This window comes from Subdoligranulum sp. APC924/74 (genome assembly GCF_003324125.1).
In the GTDB taxonomy this organism is placed as follows: Bacteria; Bacillota; Clostridia; order Oscillospirales; family Ruminococcaceae; genus Gemmiger; species Gemmiger qucibialis.
This window is the reverse complement of sequence record NZ_PSQF01000001.1, coordinates 171509-190468: the sequence shown is the minus strand read 5'-3', so window position 1 is coordinate 190468 and position 18960 is coordinate 171509. Positions and strand designations below refer to the sequence as shown.

Genomic DNA, 18960 nt, shown 5'->3' with positions numbered 1-18960 from the left:
ATCAACATTCTTGGCATCAAGCATTCGGGAAAAACCGAAGTATCAATTACACCTGATACGGTGCTGTCCGGGGAAATAACGATTTTGGCGTTGGGCGAATACAAAGCGCTGCAAAAGTGCTTCCGAATCTGAACGGACGGTGAGGGTATGTGGAAGATGTAGTTTTGATCGCTGGGACAGCGTTAATGTTCCTGTTCGGCTGGTTTTTGATGAAGCGGCTGGATCGCTTTCTGGATGAAAATCAGAAGCGAATCGAGGAAGCGCCCGAACAACAGCAGCCTGAGCAGTGCGTGCATCTGGCCGGAAATATTTCTCCTGACGAACTTGAGGAAACGCTTTCCCGGTTTCGCAGCAGTCATGCCCATGTAGAAATCGTGATCTATGATTCAGAGCAAATTTCATTTCCGGACAACGAATCCGATTGGGCGCAGTTGAAGCCTTCACATCTTGGTGCTATAATATCGTTTAAGAGGGGTGGTGAAAATGTACAGAACAAAGGAAGCGAACTTCCAAAAGAGCATATTCTTGTGTGCCTGTCCTCGTCTCCATCCAATGAACGCATCCGATTGGCGACAGCCGCCGAAGTCTTGGGCTTGGGTTTACGCTCTGCCAAGCCATCATTCATCTGCTTCCGTTTTACATGATCGGCTATGGTGTGATACGCTGCTTTGTAGAGGGACTTCGTACGGACAGTCTCTATCTGATGCCAGGTGTCCGCGTGTCGCAGGTGTTGTCTGGCTGCCTGATTCTATTGGGCGTTTTACTCGTAGGTATTATTCGAAGAAGGCAGGATATACAGGTATGAAACTAATTTGCTCTTTATTTATCACATTCTTAAAAATCGGTGCGTTCACCTTTGGCGGCGGATACGCTATGATTGCGCTGCTTGAAAATGAGTTCGTTGAAAAGAAAAAATGGCTTGAAAAAAGCGAGTTTCTGGACATGGTTGCGGTAGCCGAATCCACGCCAGGACCAGTCGCCATCAACAGTGCGACTTACATTGGTTACAAAATTGCAGGATTTGCGGGTGCAACCATGTCCACACTTGCTGTCAGCATTCCATCTTTCTTTGTAATTTATGGTATCTCGCTGTTCTTTGATCAGTTTCTCAGTTTGCGCTGGGTTTCCTGCGCATTCCGCGGGATTCAGGTATGTGTGATCTATCTGATCCTTACCGCAGGGCTGAAAATGCTTAAAAGTATTGACAAAAATACACTAAACTTGACGATTCTCACGTTGGTCGTGGCTTCCATGCTCTGCTGCTCGATCACAGCAGTTTCGTTTTCCTCTGTGTTTTACATCCTGATCTGCGGCGCGGTCGGGCTTGTTGTTTTCTTTCTGCGAAAAATCCGGAAAGGAGATGGGAAAACGTCATGATATACCTGCGTCTCTTTCTGAACTTTTTGATGATCGGTGCCTTGTCTTTCGGCGGCGGCTATGGAATGGTTTCGCTGGTACGCGAAACGGTGCTTTCCAATGGCTGGCTGACAGAGAACGAATTCCTGAATTTTATTGCCGTATCTGAATCCACACCGGGACCCCTTGCCGTGAATATGGCAACCTTTATCGGCTCAACACTGGGCGGAATCCTCGGTTCATTTGTTGCAACGCTGGGCGTGGTATTGCCGTCATTTTTGATTATTCTCTTAATTGCATCCGCACTAAAGAATCTGATGAAATATGCACCCGTCAACGCCTTTTTATCGGGAGTTCGTCCGTGCGTTGTAGCGATGATCCTTGCGACCGCGCTCAGCATGGCGCTGTCTACGCTGTTTGGCCTCACAGATTTACAGGCCGGATTTACGCCCGATTTGCGCTCTATCGCAGTATTTGCCATGCTCGGAGCAACGCATCTGATTTGTAAAAAAATCAGAAAAACAGCTCCATCGCCAATTCTGATGATCCTGTTTTCAGCAGGCCTCGGAATCTTGTTTTGGTGCATATTCTAGCATGGCGATTGATTTTATTTCCAACTTCAATAGCAATTCCTGCTGAACCGCGCTTATTTCATTGCGTATAACTTTGAGCGACATCACCCTTCATTCATGATGCCGCTCCGCACTTCGCCATACCATTCTGCCACAAATGAGCTGACCATCGTTGTAATAGCGAGGACTTGAAAGGCCTCGCTATTAGCATAGAGCGCAACCAGAAGCCATTAACCCCTGAAAACACGCTAGCCGTAACGCACCATGACAAGCAGAAATAAGTTGAGGTGAAAAGGTCAAGCCGCGCAAACCCGCATGAAATCAGGCTTTTCTCTGGTTGTCCATATGCGGTTGTCAAGTAAGGAACAAAAATTTTTGCAAATAAATAAGCCCTACAAGGTTTTCAAATCGGTTTTGAACCAATTTGATCCTTGTAGGGCTTATCTCTTAATTTTTATGGACGAAGACCCTTTACAAGAGTCTGAAATGCAAACAATTTAACATAGATACTTCTGTTACGATTGTTTCCTGCTCTGTTGCTGCTGTACTTTCTGTCTGTGCCGGTGACAGTGACTCAGAAGAAGTCTGGTCTGCTGCAGGTGCCCCGGAGCATGCTGCCATAGACATTGCCATTACAACAGCAAGCATACCCTTCATCATACTCTTAATTCTCATAATCGTTTCTCCCCTCTGAAACATGTTTTGTTTTTCCTCTGCTTCACTATACAATACCGTTGTAAAAACCAATGTCCAAAGTAGGAAAAATTTGAGTAAATTCCGACACTTATTTTATGCAGTTCTATCTTTATGAGATTTCATCAACATCATAATACTTAAAATCCCGGAAGCAGGCACTTCCTCCTGTTTCCTCTGCCGCATAGCAGAACAGACCAAACCGGCAACCAGTAAAATGATCCAGTTTGAAGTACAGCTTATGCACGGTTCCGATGGGTAGCCAGTCTCCCTTATTTACCCGGTAATAGCAGCGTGCTTCATCCTTCATGTTACAGAAATCTGCTTCAAGACGAAAATCCATCTGGTGTGATTCAACAACAGTTCTTTCCGTCATATCCAATATACCATCTTCTTTTTTATCCAGCATAAGGACTTCATATTTTCCATGATGTTTTGTAATGCCAACTGCAGCATAACAGCTCTGCAACGCACACAAACCTGCGACATCGCCCTCTTTCAATGCAGAAGCATCAACAGTAACCTCAGCTGCGCAGGACGGATAACTCATCCTTTGCGTAAGCGTATTTACTGCCTGTGTAAGCTCTGTACAAACTTCCCGTGTTGTAATTGTATAGGTTCCCTGCAATGCATCCAGATGATAGTACCGTGGATCTGGATCATGATTAAACTGCCAGCGCGGAAGCAGCCCATTACAGAAATCATCACTTCCCACTAATGGCTGATAAATATATCCTGGTCTGGTACTGTGAACCTCTATTTCTTCCGGCACATGTCCGTTCTGTCCAAAAAACGGAAAATGATCCTTCCAGGTAACCGGAACCAGAATAGGAATCCGTCCAACTGCTCCGGAATCCTGAAACAGCATTGCATACCACTTTCCATCCGGCGTATCCACGATTCCTCCCTGTGCCACGCCCTGTCCACAATATCCACGATCATCACAAAGTACATCTCCACCCGTGAATTCTCCTTCCAGAGAATCACTGTAAAAGCATGCTTCCGTCCGCATCCAGCGGTCTCTCAGGGAATGAATCAGAAAAATATAATAATAGCCGTTTATTTTTTGAATATGAGAACCCTCATAGCCTAGCTCCGGGTTCTTATGATCACTGACTAAAAGACGATGTAATCCGTCCTTCTTTGGTGCAGTCAAATCTTCATTCAATTCTGTAATCCAGATTTCATCATTTCCATATACAATATAGTTTCTGCCATCCTCATCAAATAACAAAGAGCCGTCATGATAAAAGCCTTCTATCAGCTGCTTTTTCCATGGACCATCTATTTTTTCCGAAGTATACAAATAAGTCTTACGGGTATCATTTGCCACAAAGCAGATATAAAATCGGCCTTCATGATAGCGCAGGGAAGCTGCCCACATGCCCTGTCCGTAAATATTCTGACCGCTTTTCAGTTGCTGCGCATCTGTATGATCCAACGTCTCATAGACATAAGTCGCATGCTCCCAGTGCACCAGATCAAAAGACTGCAGAATCTCACAGCCCGGCATAAAGTGCATGGTTGTGGATACCATATAATAGGTGTCTTCTACGCGGATCACGTCCGGATCTGGATAATCCAATCTTGTTATAGGATTTACATTCATTGTTTATTCCTTTCTGTTTTATCTCCATATTCTTTCTTTGTTCTATTCTATTTTTACTATTTTATCTTTGTTTCTTATCCGTCTGCCTTTTCAACTCTTCTCTGCCCCATTTCACTATTGCTAATATCACAATCTCACAGTAAAATATAATAATCGAAAACGATCCTGCACCATGTTATTCATCAGAAATTTCCGGTTTGCACAGATTTACCGGGAATAAACAGAAGGAGACCAGCATGAAGGAAAACCGGAGAGACTATGAAGAAAAGTCTGTAAATAATAATCTTCTATGATAATGATCGAGCTGGAAGCGCTAAATTGGAGCTTCCAGCTCTTGCTATATATATACAACATGATTTCGGGCATGTCAAGAGCAGACGTCAAAAACGTCCTTCTCATCATGCATTCACGCCATTAGGGATAAAGTGCGTTTCTCTTCCATAAGTTTCCTTAAAATAGTCCTGCACTCCTTTGCTCAGAACAATGACCTCGTCCGCATATTTCGCAACATTTTTTTCGCCTTGGTGGATAAACTTAGAACCAAGTCCTGATTGCCATTTCTCGCGCTGCCAATCAATGCCAATGTAATATCATGGGCAACTTTGCCTTTTTGAAATTCAATCCATGCTGTTCAGTTTATCCACGAACTGCTGCACGGCAGATACGATCTTACGGATCCTCTGCCGAGAACCCCAGCGCACCGGCGATAGGCGCACAGTACTTGAACGTCTTGCCCATCATGGAGAATTGGTGTTCGCATTGGAAGAAACAGCGGCAGTCACCGGCAGGAACTTCTTGCCGACATTCTCCACAGAAGATCCGATGTTCTGGAGCTTTTCTCCAGCTTCATCGATCTTGGCAAGAGTCGCATTCTGGATGCCATTTGCGTAACCACCTCCTTTTGGGCATAAGAAAAGCCCTACTTTCTTTGACATAAGTAGGGCAAAATTAAACTATAAAATTCTTAACTTGAAATTTCTATGGTGATCTTGCTTGAGCAATTTCACAAAAAGTTGTTTTTCTGAAATTTCTTTCGCTTCGTATTTTCACGATAAGCTGATTTTCTGAAGTTTCTATGCTAAAATAGCCTCAGAAATTTCAATTTCCGTTTTTCGGAGGAAAGGAAGCAATCATGACAAACCGAGCTGGTACACTCGTGAGTAATCTGTCAGGCGAAATGGCTTATGAATCTTTTCGACCGGCTCCGCTTCCACCGAATCCTCCTATTGAGGTGTCTGGTGAGCTTTTCACGAAACTTATGCACTCTTCTCAGGAAGCACCTGATAGGTCACGATCACATCTGTGACATACACAGGAGTCTTGTCAGAGGCTTCGCCCCAGTGGAGTATTTTTCAAGACCTTCTCGAATTCCTCTACTGTCATTCCAGCATCTTTCGCTGCTTCTTCAATCGTCACGCGGCCCTTTCTCACCAGCTTAACCAACATCCGCATGAAGGCCGAGAAGAGGTTAAACGGCGGTGGGTTCCGTTTTTGGAGATGTTGCCGGAGTACAAGAGCATTTGTGAGGATATTCTTGCAGGGAACAAGGACAAATATAGCGAATGAGGTAGTGTATCATGGCGAACGATTACGGCTATTTTGGCAGCGGCAGTACCGGATATGCCCACTATAAACAGTCATTTGACCGCAACTTCGGCGGTTCCGGTGGCAGCGGAGGGAATCACAACGGTGGCGGCAATGGCTCCGGCTGCGGGCCTCTGTTGCTTATCATTGTTGTTGCTGTAGTCGCTGCGCTTGTGCTGTGGGCAATGTAATTCTTAACAAGCGGCGTATGCTGCCAATAAAAAAGAGGGCCATCGCTTGCGGCGCGGTGGTCCCCTTTTTTGCTTGCTTTTTGTTCGGTCTCGTGGTAAAATAATGCTGAAAGTTATTTCAGTGAAAATGTATTCAGTATTATTGGAGGTGCAATATGTTTATAGGCCGTGAGAAAGAACTGGTGCTCTTGCAGCAAGACTACATCGGCAAAGCTGTGATGGTCTACGGCAAGCGGCGGGTTGGAAAGACCACGCTCATTCAGAAAGCCCTTGATAACTGCCCTTATCAGACCGTCTATTTCGAGTGTTTGAAAGGCACAGTACAAGAAAATATTGATAGCCTCGTTGATGAGCTGGTTCGAGCCAAGATATTGCCAGTAGCTCTGAGCTTCAGTACACTACAAGATGTTTTTACCTATCTTAACACGCTGCCTCAGAAAATGGCTGTCGTCATTGACGAATACCCCTATCTGAAGGTGATGAATGAGCCCACAACAGTTGATTCCGTTTTTCAGAGCATCATTGATAACCGGCTTGGAAACATTGAGCTTATCCTCTCCGGCTCTCACATCGGAATGATGAAGGACCTCTTGCAGGAGAAAAATGCTCTGTATGGACGCTTTGCTGTCACTATCAAACTCAACGAATTGAACTATCTGGATACCGCCAAGTTCTATCCTGACAAAACTCCCTACGACAAGGTGGCGCACTATGCTGTATTCGGCGGTTCTCCTTTTGTGAATCAGGCGTTGCGTCCTACTGCCACGCTGCGAGAAAACATCGTCAGTACAATTCTAAATCCTGTGAGTGCGGTGTACCTGTATGCCAGTCAGTTGCTGTTGTCGGACTATTCCGTCAAAATCAACGCAGAGCGTATCTTTGCAGTCATTGGTAACGGCAAGAAGCGCTATTCTGAAATTGAAGACAAGCTGGATGTGAAGAAGACCGGCAATCTTGCAAAACAGATGAAACCTCTGCGTGACCTCGAAATCATCTCCCGCAATTACCCCATCAACAAGCTCAACGACAGCAAGAAATCTACCTTTGAAATCAACGACAACTTGTTACGGTTCTACTTTACCTTTATCTATAAAAACGCCAGCGCATTGCAAGTGCTAGGCGCAGAGGCTTTCTATGATGAGTATGTAGCCCCTACTCTGACAGACTTCATCTCTCGCCGATTTGAGGGCATTTGCCGTGACTATTTCAGTTTACAGGTTCGTTCTGGGAAACTGAAGGGTGTTCGCAACATCGGCAGCTATTACTATGACGACCCCGTCCACCGCAAGAACGGTGAGTTCGATGTTGCTCTGGAGCTGGCAGACGGCTATGCAATTTATGAGGCAAAGTATTATGCCCAACCTATGACCCTCGATGAAATTCACCGTGAGGCTCAGCAGGTGGCGAACATCAAGGAACTGGCCGTTAAGCAGCTCGGATTCATCGCCATCAATGGCTTTGTGGAGCAGGAAAAGCCTTATACCTATCTTGATGGCAATGACATTTTTGCGGGAATGTAGCCCGAAGCAAGCGGTTGACGCATCACCGCTGCAATTCAACCTGTTTTCGCACAAATCAAGGTCTTTCTCAAAGAGGTTCACCCATGGAAAAAGCCACATACAGTCTATCTGCTCTAAAGCAGTGCAAGGAACTCATCCGAAAAAACCGGTGGAGCACACGGTTAAAGGCCGAGCATAATTCCCGGTGTGCGGAGGTCAATGTTCTGTTCGCATCCTGCCAGAAGCTGCTCAACTATGTCATGTTCCAGCCGGACCTTTCCCCTGCCTACGACTATCAGCAGATGGTCCTTTCGAAGAGCTGCACAAAAAACAACTCGACAATCAGCTTCGTGTTTGCCACGCGTCCAGTCCGCGTCAAAGTTGTAGGCTTCCGTTTCCTTGATGACAAATGAAGAGTGCACACCCCGTCTATAGCTTCAAAGTTTAGGCGGGGTTCGCTCGCTTACTGGGAGTCAATATAGGATTTTACAGCCGATTCTGTTCTGTCCGAAACGCTACACACAAAGTAACTATCGCTCCAAAAATATGGCTTCCAATAATACGGTTTGAGTTGCTCACTAAAGTTTTTACGAATAAGTCGAGAAGTAACAGTTTTATAATTGTTAGCCAATTTGGATAGTTGTACTTGTGGTGGGGCCTCAAACAAAATGTGGATATGGTCCAAGTCGGTATTGACAGCTTTAATAGTGCAATGCCATGAATCAAAGATTGTTTTTGTTTGGTCAAGCAGGTAGACTTTTATCGCACCTTTAAGCACAGGATGACGATATTTTGTTACTACAACTAAATGGTATTCTAGTAGGTAACAGGAGTGTCTATTTGTCCTATATAGGTTATTTTTGCACATAGTATATCCTTTACAACTAAATATTTTTGTGGTATAATCATACTATAAAGCAACGCTATTGTAAAGGAGGTGAGTGCTTTGGATATTACATCCAGCTATCAAGTCAGAATCGTCAACTGCAGTGTCAACCTTATCGATACGGTACGTATATATCAGGAAGCGCTCTCCTACCTGATTGGTGTTGTCAGCGAGAACTGGGATGCCGTAAAAAGCATAACTACCGGAGCCTTGGAACAGCAGCGCTATATCGAAAAGCTGGTTCATGGCAATAAAAACCGTGAAGCCAAATATCAGGAATTCGATAAAATGTTCCATAAGTATCCTTCGTACTTGCGCCGTGCAACAATTACAGCTGCTATCGGTGCAGTGAGCAGCTACCGCAGTAATCTTGCTAATTGGGAAAACACCGACAAGCATACGCTACACCTATGTTTCATGTGGAGGCAGTCGTTTGCCTGACACGCGAGGCGTGACAGGCAAAAATATATAGCCCGAAAACCATGATGAACAGGAGGTTACCCAGATGAGTGAAATCACGTTGAACAACCTTCCCAAGACCTTGGACGAGCTGAAGGCTATGCCCCAGGCTGCGCTGACTGTGCCGGAGGAAGTGGCCGCTCTGACAGTGGCGGCGCTGGCGCTGTACCCGGAAAACCCTGCCGAGACCGAGAAAATGCTGGATTTCCTGCGCGGCCCGCGCCCCTTGAACGGCATCGACAAACAGTTTATCCGCGACCGTTTTCGCGGCAAGGAATACCTGATGCGTTCCTACCTTGTCGGTTCCACACCGGAAAACAACTACACACCTGTGCAGCCGTACCGAGTCACCGTTTCGGAAAACAATTACAGCCGGACGCAGTTTGTCGACGGGTACCTGACCTTATATGTGGCTTGCAGCGGCGCTGACAGCCCGCGCCCGCTAAAGCTGCGCAACAAACCATCCACAGGGCAGTGGTTTTTGTGGGAGCAGCAGCTTTTGACCGGCATCCGTATTCCGCAGGTGGCTGACCCCTGGGCGTAACTCCCCGCCCTGAGACCTTACAGTTTTCCTGACAGTTAAATCGCTCTCGACCCACGGACAGGTCGAGGGCGATTTTTAGTTGTGCATTGCGGCGCATAAAAAAGGAATCTCACTTGAATCAAAGCGAAAAAGACATCCCGGAAAAGGACGGAAAAATCACCACGGCATCGGCCGCTGCTTTGATGCCCGCCTTGACATGCCCAAGGCCATTGCCAAGGGCGACGATATCTGCGCTTTGCGGCACATTAAATCCGACGATAAGCAGGGTGACCAATGAAAAATGTAGACACATCCCTCGGAGAAGCCCCATCTATAGCCGAAAGGCTTAGGTGGGGAGGTTCACATGGGACCGCGCTATACTTTCTGCTAACGGTCTCGACTTTTCCAAGGCATCGATGCGGCGGTCGATGCTCTTCTTGTCGAGGTCAAAGGATGCTACTATCTCTTCGAGATTGCCGTTCCGCGCACCATCAAAACATTTTAAGCTGTGCTGGAATGCTCTCCTGCACTTTTCTCGAAATCCAGCATTGCTCCCTGCACAAACCCAGTAAAGAGAATCCGATCGTCACCCTTCGCCAGTTCTTTCAATTCCTCCATAAAGGAATCCGTATCACTAGAGCCGGCCGATGTCAAGTCTTGGACAACATTTTTCACAAATAAATTTGAAAAAAAGCAAAAAAATAAGCCCTACAAGGCTTTCAGTCGGTATCGAACCGATCTGAGCCTTGTAGGGCTTAACAGTTTACTCTATATGTTTTTTCTTAGACCGCCTGCAGAGAGGTGTTTTCCATCACTTTCTTGAATTCCTCTACTGTCATTCCAGCATCTTCCGCTGCTTCTTCAATTGTCACACGGCCTTTCCTCACCTGTTTAACCAGCATCCGCATCTCACCAATGTTGATGCCTTCGGCCTTTACGCCCTGACTAAGGTTGCACATTGGTTTTGGCATATATCATCCTCGGATATGCCATCGTTTCTTTTTATCATTTCTGTACTCCCATCATTTTTTCTTCGATGGGAATACTGGTGGTGAACGACAGCGACAAAGAATCTTGTCGAATTGAAAATTGACACACGCAAATTCTTCAGTATATGTCCACCTGTGTGGAGCATATACCGTCAGGATTCGCATATGGCAGCGGTAATTCCATTTGTTTTTTCGCGTGGAATTGCCAGAGCTATTCATTCGACAAACTCATAATGCGGTTCTCCGTATAGAGGAAAAGCCTACTAAGTTATAGGCAATGAAATATAACCGCACTTTGAGAAAAGAGACATCAAGGTACTTTTTATCTTTTGAATTTGTTGTATACCTCCAAATGAAAAAAATAAGGAGAGGCTTCCAAGGAAACCTCTCCTTAACTGGTATTAAGGGCTATGTCAGATTTTTTTCAGCAAAATATTTACGACAGGTAACTTACCGATACAGCGGTCCGTACTGCTTGCACGCAGCATAATCCGCAGCCTGCTGATCCTGTGTGCCGAAGCTGGCCCATGCGTGGGGGCGATAAACCTTCTCGGCAGGGACATTGTGCATCGTGACCGGGATGCGCAGCATGCTGGCCAGCGTAATGAGGTCAGCACCCACATGGCCGTAAACGGTCACACCATGGTTGGCACCCCAGTTTGCCATAACGCTGTACACATCGGTGAACGCTCCCTGTCCGGTCAGGCGCGGGCAGAACCATGTGGTCGGCCAGGTCGGGTCGGTGCGTTTGTCGATAGTGTTGTGGATCTCGTCGGGCAGATCAGCCGTCCAACCCTCGGCAATTTGCAGGACGGGTCCAATGCCCTCCACAATGTTGAAGCGCAGCATCGTAACAGGCATCTCTGCCTTGCAGCGGAAGTGGCTGGAATATCCGCCGCCGCGGAAGTACTCATAGTCCGCACGGCACCAATCGGTGGCGTTCAGGCATGCCTTGATGTCCGCATCGGTCATCTCCCAGAACGGTTTCATCACGTGGTTACCCTCGGCATCTACGCAGGCACCGGAACCGTCCAGGGCCGTTGCGCCGGAATTGATGAGGTGAATAAAGCCGTTGGCGGCAACGCCGTCAGGCTTCTGCCCGGTCACACGCTCGCAGGCTTCCGGGCTCCAGTAGGTGCGCACGTCATGGAAGCACGGCGCAGAGCCGGAAACAAGGCTCCCCAGCATCATGGCAATGCCGTTGCAGGTATCATTCTCGGTAGCGAACGGGGTCGGGGCCTTCGGGCCGTTCCAGTCAAAGGTGGAAGCCATGATGGCTTCGGTGAAGTCAGCGTTCGGCAGCCAGTCTGTCCACTGGCGCTGCCCCTGGAAGCCGCCGACCACAGCGTTGCGACCGAGCGCTTCTTCATGCCAGCCCATCTCGTCCAGACGCGGATTGCCGTATAGAATGTCACGGATGATCAGGGTCATCTTGACGATAAACTCCCAATCCTTGTCTGCCGGAACGATCTTCGACTTCGTGATGACAGGCGGCAGGTTCTTACCGAGGTTCTTATCAAAGCCCTCTTTGCAATTCTCACGCACCCATGCCAGCGCCTTTTCATATTCGTTGTGGTCATAGATACCGATGGAAATGCGGCGCAGGATCTCGACCTCGTCAACCCATTCGGCGCGGATGCCGAAATACTTTTGCAGAACACCTGCATCGCAGAAGCTGCCGGCAATCCCCATCGTCACAGCGCCAATATTGACGTAGGCTTTGTTCTTCATCCAGCCTGCGGCAACAGCACCACGGGCAAAGCGCAGGATTTTCTCGGCCACGTCATCGGGAATCGTATCATCGTTGGCTTCCTGCACGTCATGGCCATAAATGGAGAAAGCAGGCAGACCGCGCTGGGCGTGTGCTGCCAGAACCGCAGCCAGATACACCGCGCCGGGGCGCTCGGTGCCATTGAAGCCCCAGACTGCCTTGATGGTGTTGGGATCCATATCGAACGTTTCGGTACCGTAGCACCAGCAGGGGGTCACAGACAGCGTTGCCGTAACATTCTGGGTAGAGAACTGCTCTGCCACGCGGGCCGCCTCGGCACCACCGCCAATCGTCGTACAGCCGATCACGCACTGCACCGGCGTACCATCGGGGTACTTGAGGTTCTCCGAAATCAGCTTGGCGGCATTTTCTGCCATGCGCATCGTCTGATTTTCCAGGCTTTCACGGACGCCGCCCCAGCGTCCATCGATGACAGGGCGAATACCAATTTTAGGATACAGCATAGTTGCACCTTCCTTATTATAATAGGGGTTTGAAACGATCATAAGCGGCGTTCCATTCCGCATAGTTCTGTGTGCTTGGGGTATATGTTTTAATGACCTCTGTCTCCGCAATCAGCCGGCGTCCTTGTGTGATGGAGTCCAGCAACCCCAAGGCTTTCAACTGAATCATAATGTTGCCGAGCGCCGTAGCTTCCACCGGGCCAGCCTTTACTGTAAGGCCGCAGCAGTCTGCCGTCATCTGGCAAAGCAGACGGTCTTTTGTGCCGCCGCCCAAAACGTGCAGGGTCGTAAATGCTCGACCTGTTACAGCGGAGAGCTGCTCTATCGCATAGCGATATTTCAGAGCAAGGCTCTCATAAATGCAGCGCATTACGGCTCCCACCGTTTCCGGGACGGGCTGGCCGGTTTTGCGGCAAAATTCCTGTATTCTGCCCGGCAGGTCGCCGGGGGCAACAAATTCCGGGGCATCCGGGTCAATAAAACTGCGCAGCGGTTCGGCGGCAAGTGCCTGTTGCTCCAGCTCCGCGAAAGAATATGCCTGTCCACGGCGCTTGTACTCACGGCGGCTTTCCTGAATCAGCCAAAGACCGATGATATTTTTCAGATAATTGATTTTCCCGTTTGCACCGAGTTCATTGGACAGCCCGCTTTGGCAGCTGTCCGCCGTCAGAATCGGGGTGTCCAATTCCGTTCCCAGCAGGCTCCATGTACCACAGGAGAGAAATGCCGTATGTTCGGCATCCTCCTCGGCACACGGCATAGCGGCCGAGGCGCATTGTGTATCATGCCCTGCCACCGCAATGATTTTCGCACCGTTTGCAAGTGTACCCGTCACCGTGCCGCTGGCAACAATGGGTGCGAAGCGGTTTTCCGGCAAGCCGTAGTCGGCCAGCACTTCTCTGCTCCACTGCCCTGTGCGGGGATCCAGCATCTGGCTGGTGGACGCAATGCTGCGTTCGCAGACCGGCTCGGCCCCCAACAGAGCCGCAAACAAATCCGGCATAAAAAGGATCTGCGCAGCCCTTTGCAGCAGTTCCGGGTCCTGCTCACGCAGAGCCAGCAGCTGGAACAAAGTATTGATTGCCATGATTTGATTGCCGGTATGGGCATACAATTCTTCTGCAGGCATACGGGCAGCGGCCTGTTCCGGTTTGCCATTCGTTCGGGCATCGCGGTAATGAACAGGGTTTGCCAGCAGATGACCGTCCGTATCCAGTAAGCCGAAATCTACACCCCATGTATCAAATCCTAAGCTGTCAAATGTACCCGCCTTTTGAATGGCCGTGTGAATTTCTTTCAGCAGTGTTTCCACATCCCAGCAGAGGTGACCGTCCTTTTCGATGGGGACATTTTCAAAACGATGGATTTCCTCGTAGGTGAGGTTTTGGCCATCGTACACGGCCCGAATTGCACGTCCACTGGAAGCGCCAAAGTCGAAGGCCAGCACAGTTGCTGTGTTACTCATTGCACCACGCCCTTCTTCAAAAGTACGTTGGCATAGATTGCGCTTTCCCCGGTGGCGATAATCGCATAGGTATGATGTGCGCGCTCATAAAACGCAAAGCGCTCCACCATTTCAATTTTAGCCGGGTCATTGCCGCTCTCGTTCAACTTCTGTTTATAGCTATCCCAGATAGTCGGCTTGCACGGATCGCCATCAACCACTTTCATCAGCGCGACAGGCTTTTCCACATATTGATCCAACGGCAGAAATTGCAGGATGGCCTCCAGCAGTTCTACTGTTCCGTGCCCGTCTGCACGAACCACAATGGCATCTTTGCCGATGCTTTCAGCCGGGAAATTTCCGTCTGCGAGAATGATTTCGTCGCCATGTCCCATCTCGCAGAGGACTTTCAGAAGTTCCGGACTAAGGATAGGCGGAATGTTCTTCAGCATACGGGGTCTCCTTATTTGTCCGTCGGCTCACCTTTTTCGCGTCGCTCAAATTTGCGATAGCCGGGGTGCTTGCCGGTAATTTTGTAGTAGGAGCGGAGATTGATGAGCTTATCAATATTCTTGCGGTCAATATCGTAGCTGCCGCCGAGAATGATTGCGTTGATCGTGATTTTTGCCCACAGTTCCAGACTCTCCATGCGGTAATAGGCGGTGATGACATCGCTGCCCACCGTCAGCGCGCCGTGGTTTTCCAGCAGCATAACATCGTGGTCGTTGAGATACGGCTCGATTGCGTCCGGCACCTCCGTCGTGCTGGGAGTTCCATACGGAGTCAGTGGCACAGCGCCGATGGCTGCCACATCCTCAATCATGTTGTACATATCCATCGGGCGATGTGCCACGGCAAAGCCGGTGGCTGCCGGCGGATGGGCATGGACAACAGCATTTACATCGGCGCGCTTTTCGTAGCAGCGCAGGTGCATCTTGATTTCGCTGGACGGGCGCAGGCCCTCTGCCCCTTCCAGCACATTGCCCTTTGCATCAATACGCAGCAGCTTGTCCGGCGTGATGAAGCTCTTGCTCATGCCCGTAGGCGTTGCAAGGAAAGTTCCGTCCTCCAACCGAACTGAGACATTGCCATCATTGGCAGCGACCCAGCCAAGCTGCCACATTTTATGGCAGACATCGCAGATTTGGTCTTTGATTTCTTCGATTTGCACAGTTTGTACCTCCTAAAGTGGATTTTGTCCTTTACTTGTATTATACTGTTGCAATTCGCCCTCGTCTTTGCGTATAATGATATTATATTGGACGATATTGATATTTTAGGAGATGCCTGCCATGAAGTTTCTGGCTTCCCATGAAAGCAGTACGCGCGGCACTTTTGACTTTCCCATTGAGCTTTATTATGTAGATAAAATGCACCCACGCTATGAAATGCCGTTTCACTGGCACATGGAATTTGAACTTATGCTGGTTCTAAGCGGGGAGTTTTCTCTGCTGATTGATGGACGCTCTTACCTTTTACACAAGGGGGATGCCGCCATCATTTCAGCCGGGGCCGTTCACGGCGGAACCCCCAGCGACTGCGTTTACGAGTGCGTTGTCTTTGATATGAACCGCTTCCTCGGCAGCGGCTCCGTATGTCAGGCAAAATACAATGCGCTTTTTGAACGCGGCGCACAAATCGAGCCGTATCAACCGGCTGGCTCCGTAACCTGCCAACTGATTGACAGACTCTTTGAGGCAATGGAAAAAGAGCCGGAGGGATATGAATTTGTGACGATTGGTCTGATGTGGCAGTTGTTCGGTCAAATCCTTTTGCAGCATTCGTACACAGTATCCTCTCCCGGAAATAAACGAAATGATCGCAGCACAGCCCAAATGAAAGCGGCCTTAGAGCGCATCCGAAAGAATTACGCCAGCCGCATCACCTTGGAAGATCTCGCCTCCACAGCAGAAATGACCCCTGAACACTTTTGCAGGGTCTTTCACAGCATAACCGGGCGCTCCCCTATTGACTATTTGAATTACTACCGGGTAGAATGTGCCGCGGAGCTATTATGCTCCACCGAAGATCCCATCACGGAGATCGCATATAGCTGCGGCTTTAGTGATTCCAGCTACTTTAACCGGATGTTCCGCCGCTATAAGGCTGAAGCTCCGGGCAAATATCGAAAACTGCATAGCATATAAAATCGCGCCGACAGTGCATTGTCGGCGCGATTTTTAGTCAACAATTCGCATTTAGTATCAACCGTTCTGAGTTTCCAATATCATAAAAATCAATTGCAATGCATGGCCTTATTAGCCTCACTGCGGACATACAACTTGCTGTATTACAGAAAACTCCCGCGCTTGTTAGGCGCGGGAGTTAAGGAAGGAGAAAACACGATTTTGCATGATGCACTCTACTGCAAAACGCAAACCGCAAAATGAAAAAGCAGATTAGCGGTATCAGCAGTATTTTTCAATTACTTTTTGCATGGCATCCCAGTTCCGTTCCATATCGGCAGTCAACTTGAACTGGGTGCGGGCGCGGTTGAGGTTTTGGGTTTCGTAGTTGATGTGGAAGTAGTGGTCCCCCTCGAGATAATCAGCGAGGAAACGCATACCGCACTCCATCGTCATCAACTTGGCACCCCAAGGCAGGGTCTGTTTTTCCAGCGGGGTGAACGTTTCCCCTGCTGCCTGCAAGAAGCCCTTGGTGTAAATTTCAAACAGTTCCATACTGAAATTGACTTTCGAGAGGTCAGCTTCGTCCTCGGCGCAGTGGTTGGCACCGAAGCGGATAGAATCCCCAAAATCATTGGCAGCAAGCCCCGGCATGACCGTGTCAAGGTCGATAACGCAAAGACCCTCGCCAGTCGTTTTGTCGAACAGGATGTTGTTCAGCTTGGTGTCGTTGTGGGTGACGCGCAGCGGCAGCTTACCCGCCGCCAGCAGATCCACCATAACGTGATACTCTGCTTCGCGGGCGCGGACAAGCTCAATTTCACGCTGCACCTGTGCGGCACGACCCATGCGGTCCTCAGCCACGGCGCGCTGGAAGTCAACGAAGCGCTTGGGTGTGTCGTGGAAGTGCGGGATTGTCTCGTGCAGAGTATGGGCCGGGTAGTCGGCAAGCTGATGCTGGAAGTTGCCAAATGCAACGGCGCTCTGGTAAAAATCCTCAGCCGACTGCACCTGCTGCAAGCAGACAGTATCCTCCACAAAGTCATAGACACGCCAGCAGCTACCATCAGCAGCCTGATAATAGGGCTTTTCCTCTTTGGTAGGCACCACATGGAGCGTAGCACGCGCCGGGTCAGCCCCGCGCTGCTTAGCCTTTTCGCGCAAAAAATCTGTAATACCGCAGACGTTTTCCATCAAACCGGCCGGGTCTTTGAATGTATTGGTATTGATTTTTTGCAGAATATAGCGTTTTGCACCCTGCTCTGACGTTACCGTAATAGCATACGTCTGGTTAATATGCCCCTCTCCGTAAGGAACCGGTTCTGACACTGGGCCATCCCATTGCCACGCGGTCAAAATTTCTTTCATCACATACATCCTCACTGATAGACTGCCAGCAGCCGTAGAGTTGGTTCTGTGCGAGAAGCTGTAATCTTTATGGTAAGCGTCAGCACTTCCACAGGGGCGAAGCGGCAGATACGTTTATGTCCAACTACCGTAAATTCAGAAACCTTGCTTCCATCTGCCCAAATCTCGCCGCTTTCAATTCGCTGCCCTGTCGGAAGATGCTCGCCCAGCACAACACAGGAAACTTTCTGCGGCTTCGGAAATTTCAAAGTGATCGTATCGAATTCTTGTCCATAGGCAGCCTGCCAATAGGTGTCTGCCATACCGTCTACAGCCTGTGTGATTGGATGCTGCGCAATCGCAGAATCAGCTGTGATTTTCGCCTTTTCCGTTACGTTGCCGGCAAAAATCTGCTGGATTTTAGTACCCAGCTCCGCAAGGCTAGCGCAATCCGGAGCGGCAATACGGCCATGCGTATCGGGTGGAATGTTCAGCAGCAGGCTGGCGTTCGCACCAACGGCATCCAGATAGATGTCCAGCAATTCGTCTGCCGTGCGCACGTCAGTGTCCTCCTCCGGGTGGTAAAACCAACCCGTTCGGATGGAGGTATCCACCTCGGACGGATACCAGACAAGTTCTCTTGCATTGCGGATGACCGCTCTGCTGCCGATGTCTTCGTCCTGAGAGTCGATTTTGCGGGAAAATTCTCCGTCATCTGCCTGCTGCGATTTGGATGCCGTGCGTTCTGCATCACGCAATTCTGCGGGAACCACGCTCCACTCGGCTTTCCGGCAATGCCCGGCCTCGTTGCCGCACCAGCGCACATCGGGGCCGCAGACATTCAAAACCGCATTCGGCTGCAATTTACGCAGCACCGCATAGTAGCGTTCCCAATCGTAAATTTGCTTTTTGCCGTTTTTGCCCTCGCCACAGGCACCGTCAAACCAGAAGCAGAAAATGTCTCCGTAGTTTGTTGCAAGCTCGGTCAGCTGGGAAACGAAATAATCATCATACGGTTTCCCCTGCCCATAGCGTGCATCGTGACGATCCCACGGGGAGAGATAGACACCAAACTTGATACCGCCGCGCCGGCAGGCATCCGATACCTCGCGCACAACATCGCCCTGTCCGTTCTTCCACGGGCTGTTTTTTACGCTGTGCTCGGTGTAGGCGCTCGGCCACAGACAAAAGCCGTCATGGTGCTTACAGGTCAAAATCAGTGCCTTCATACCGGCACTTTTAACCGCAGCGACCCACTGGTCGGCATCCAGCGCGTCAGGATTGAACAGCGCCGGGTCTTCGGTGCCATCGCCCCACTCACGGTTGGTAAAGGTATTCATGCCGAAGTGGGTAAAGGCGTAAAATTCAAGCTGCTGCCATGCCAGCTGGCGTGGGCTGGGCGTGATAGAGGCCGCATAGCGGACCTGTTCTTCGGGTGTTCTCATTC

At 49.2% G+C, this 18960-nt stretch carries 21 protein-coding genes; 10 read left to right on the top strand and 11 right to left on the bottom strand.

The genetic code is table 11. The features are described from left to right. Positions 1–149: 149 nt before the first annotated feature. From C4885_RS00945 to C4885_RS00930, 4 genes are read left to right on the top strand one after another with little or no spacing between them, the layout of a single operon-like run. Entirely contained in the window at positions 150–644 is a 495-nt protein-coding gene (locus C4885_RS00945; RefSeq protein WP_113998611.1) for a hypothetical protein, read from the top strand. Beyond that, positions 641–805 (top strand): prolipoprotein diacylglyceryl transferase family protein, encoded by a 165-nt coding sequence (locus tag C4885_RS00940; protein WP_242979427.1) that lies wholly within the window; start codon positions 641–643, stop codon positions 803–805. Before C4885_RS00945 ends, C4885_RS00940 begins: the two co-directional genes overlap by 4 nt. Further along, on the top strand, positions 802–1377 hold the full coding sequence (locus C4885_RS00935) for a chromate transporter (RefSeq protein WP_113998610.1): 576 nt from the start codon (positions 802–804) through the stop codon (positions 1375–1377). The genes C4885_RS00940 and C4885_RS00935 overlap by 4 nt, the downstream gene beginning before the upstream one ends. Next, complete coding sequence (locus C4885_RS00930) at positions 1374–1949, top strand: chromate transporter (RefSeq protein ID WP_113998609.1); 576 nt, start codon at positions 1374–1376, stop codon at positions 1947–1949. Before C4885_RS00935 ends, C4885_RS00930 begins: the two co-directional genes overlap by 4 nt. A gap of 450 nt (positions 1950–2399) precedes the next feature. On the opposite strand, the gene C4885_RS16230 is transcribed toward C4885_RS00930, so the two are convergent. From C4885_RS16230 to C4885_RS00920, 3 genes are all read right to left on the bottom strand, one after another. Continuing rightward, the gene (locus C4885_RS16230) at positions 2400–2603 is read right to left on the bottom strand and encodes a hypothetical protein (RefSeq protein WP_147237719.1); all 204 of its coding nucleotides are present in this window, start codon (positions 2601–2603) and stop codon (positions 2400–2402) included. A gap of 130 nt (positions 2604–2733) precedes the next feature. Then, a complete protein-coding gene (locus C4885_RS00925) occupies positions 2734–4230 on the bottom strand; it encodes a glycoside hydrolase 43 family protein (protein WP_113998608.1) in 1497 nt (498 codons plus the stop codon). A 398-nt stretch (positions 4231–4628) separates the two neighbouring features. Then, positions 4629–4808 (bottom strand): DUF1972 domain-containing protein, encoded by a 180-nt coding sequence (locus C4885_RS00920; RefSeq protein ID WP_371681610.1) that lies wholly within the window; start codon positions 4806–4808, stop codon positions 4629–4631. 999 nt (positions 4809–5807) lie between these two features. On the opposite strand from C4885_RS00920, the gene C4885_RS00910 reads away from it, so the two are divergent. The 3 genes from C4885_RS00910 (at position 5808) to C4885_RS00900 (ending at position 7917) form a co-directional block, all read left to right on the top strand. Further along, positions 5808–6005, top strand: a complete 198-nt coding sequence (locus tag C4885_RS00910; RefSeq protein WP_113998607.1) for an HFLK protein — start codon at positions 5808–5810, stop codon at positions 6003–6005. A 155-nt stretch (positions 6006–6160) separates the two neighbouring features. Continuing rightward, on the top strand, positions 6161–7525 hold the full coding sequence (locus tag C4885_RS00905) for an ATP-binding protein (RefSeq protein ID WP_113998606.1): 1365 nt from the start codon (positions 6161–6163) through the stop codon (positions 7523–7525). A gap of 83 nt (positions 7526–7608) precedes the next feature. Beyond that, on the top strand, positions 7609–7917 hold the full coding sequence (locus tag C4885_RS00900) for a hypothetical protein (RefSeq protein WP_113998605.1): 309 nt from the start codon (positions 7609–7611) through the stop codon (positions 7915–7917). 50 nt (positions 7918–7967) lie between these two features. Here the strand turns inward: C4885_RS00900 and tnpA are convergent, their stop codons facing one another. Continuing rightward, complete coding sequence (tnpA, locus tag C4885_RS00895) at positions 7968–8372, bottom strand: IS200/IS605 family transposase (protein WP_113998604.1); 405 nt, start codon at positions 8370–8372, stop codon at positions 7968–7970. 78 nt (positions 8373–8450) lie between these two features. Here tnpA and C4885_RS00890 point away from each other — a divergent pair, with 78 nt between their 5' ends. Beyond that, positions 8451–8831 carry a hypothetical protein gene (locus C4885_RS00890; RefSeq protein ID WP_113998603.1) on the top strand — a complete coding sequence of 127 codons (381 nt, stop codon included), beginning with the start codon at positions 8451–8453 and terminating at the stop codon, positions 8829–8831. A 64-nt stretch (positions 8832–8895) separates the two neighbouring features. Next, positions 8896–9393, top strand: coding sequence for a hypothetical protein (locus tag C4885_RS00885; protein WP_113998602.1), 498 nt, complete (start codon positions 8896–8898; stop codon positions 9391–9393). A 761-nt stretch (positions 9394–10154) separates the two neighbouring features. Here C4885_RS00885 and C4885_RS00875 read toward each other — a convergent pair. The 5 genes from C4885_RS00875 to C4885_RS00855 all read right to left on the bottom strand — a co-directional run bounded on the left by C4885_RS00875 (position 10155) and on the right by C4885_RS00855 (position 15211). Next, positions 10155–10343, bottom strand: a complete 189-nt coding sequence (locus C4885_RS00875) for a hypothetical protein (protein WP_113998601.1) — start codon at positions 10341–10343, stop codon at positions 10155–10157. 468 nt (positions 10344–10811) lie between these two features. Beyond that, on the bottom strand, positions 10812–12596 hold the full coding sequence (locus C4885_RS00870; RefSeq protein WP_113998600.1) for an L-fucose isomerase: 1785 nt from the start codon (positions 12594–12596) through the stop codon (positions 10812–10814). Between the two features lie 16 nt (positions 12597–12612). Continuing rightward, the gene (locus C4885_RS00865; protein WP_113998599.1) at positions 12613–14061 is read right to left on the bottom strand and encodes a rhamnulokinase family protein; all 1449 of its coding nucleotides are present in this window, start codon (positions 14059–14061) and stop codon (positions 12613–12615) included. Next, the gene (fucU, locus tag C4885_RS00860) at positions 14058–14492 is read right to left on the bottom strand and encodes an L-fucose mutarotase (protein ID WP_113998598.1); all 435 of its coding nucleotides are present in this window, start codon (positions 14490–14492) and stop codon (positions 14058–14060) included. Before fucU ends, C4885_RS00865 begins: the two co-directional genes overlap by 4 nt. Before the next feature lie 11 nt (positions 14493–14503). Further along, positions 14504–15211 carry a class II aldolase/adducin family protein gene (locus C4885_RS00855; RefSeq protein WP_078785168.1) on the bottom strand — a complete coding sequence of 236 codons (708 nt, stop codon included), beginning with the start codon at positions 15209–15211 and terminating at the stop codon, positions 14504–14506. Positions 15212–15332: 121 nt separating this feature from the next. Between C4885_RS00855 and C4885_RS00850 the strand changes: the two genes are divergently transcribed. Continuing rightward, the gene (locus tag C4885_RS00850; protein WP_158538759.1) at positions 15333–16187 is read left to right on the top strand and encodes an AraC family transcriptional regulator; all 855 of its coding nucleotides are present in this window, start codon (positions 15333–15335) and stop codon (positions 16185–16187) included. A gap of 261 nt (positions 16188–16448) precedes the next feature. On the opposite strand, the gene C4885_RS00845 is transcribed toward C4885_RS00850, so the two are convergent. After that, positions 16449–17534 (bottom strand): phosphotransferase enzyme family protein, encoded by a 1086-nt coding sequence (locus C4885_RS00845; protein WP_305791093.1) that lies wholly within the window; start codon positions 17532–17534, stop codon positions 16449–16451. An 11-nt stretch (positions 17535–17545) separates the two neighbouring features. Continuing rightward, positions 17546–18958 (bottom strand): alpha-L-fucosidase, encoded by a 1413-nt coding sequence (locus C4885_RS00840; RefSeq protein ID WP_113998595.1) that lies wholly within the window; start codon positions 18956–18958, stop codon positions 17546–17548. Positions 18959–18960: the final 2 nt, after the last annotated feature.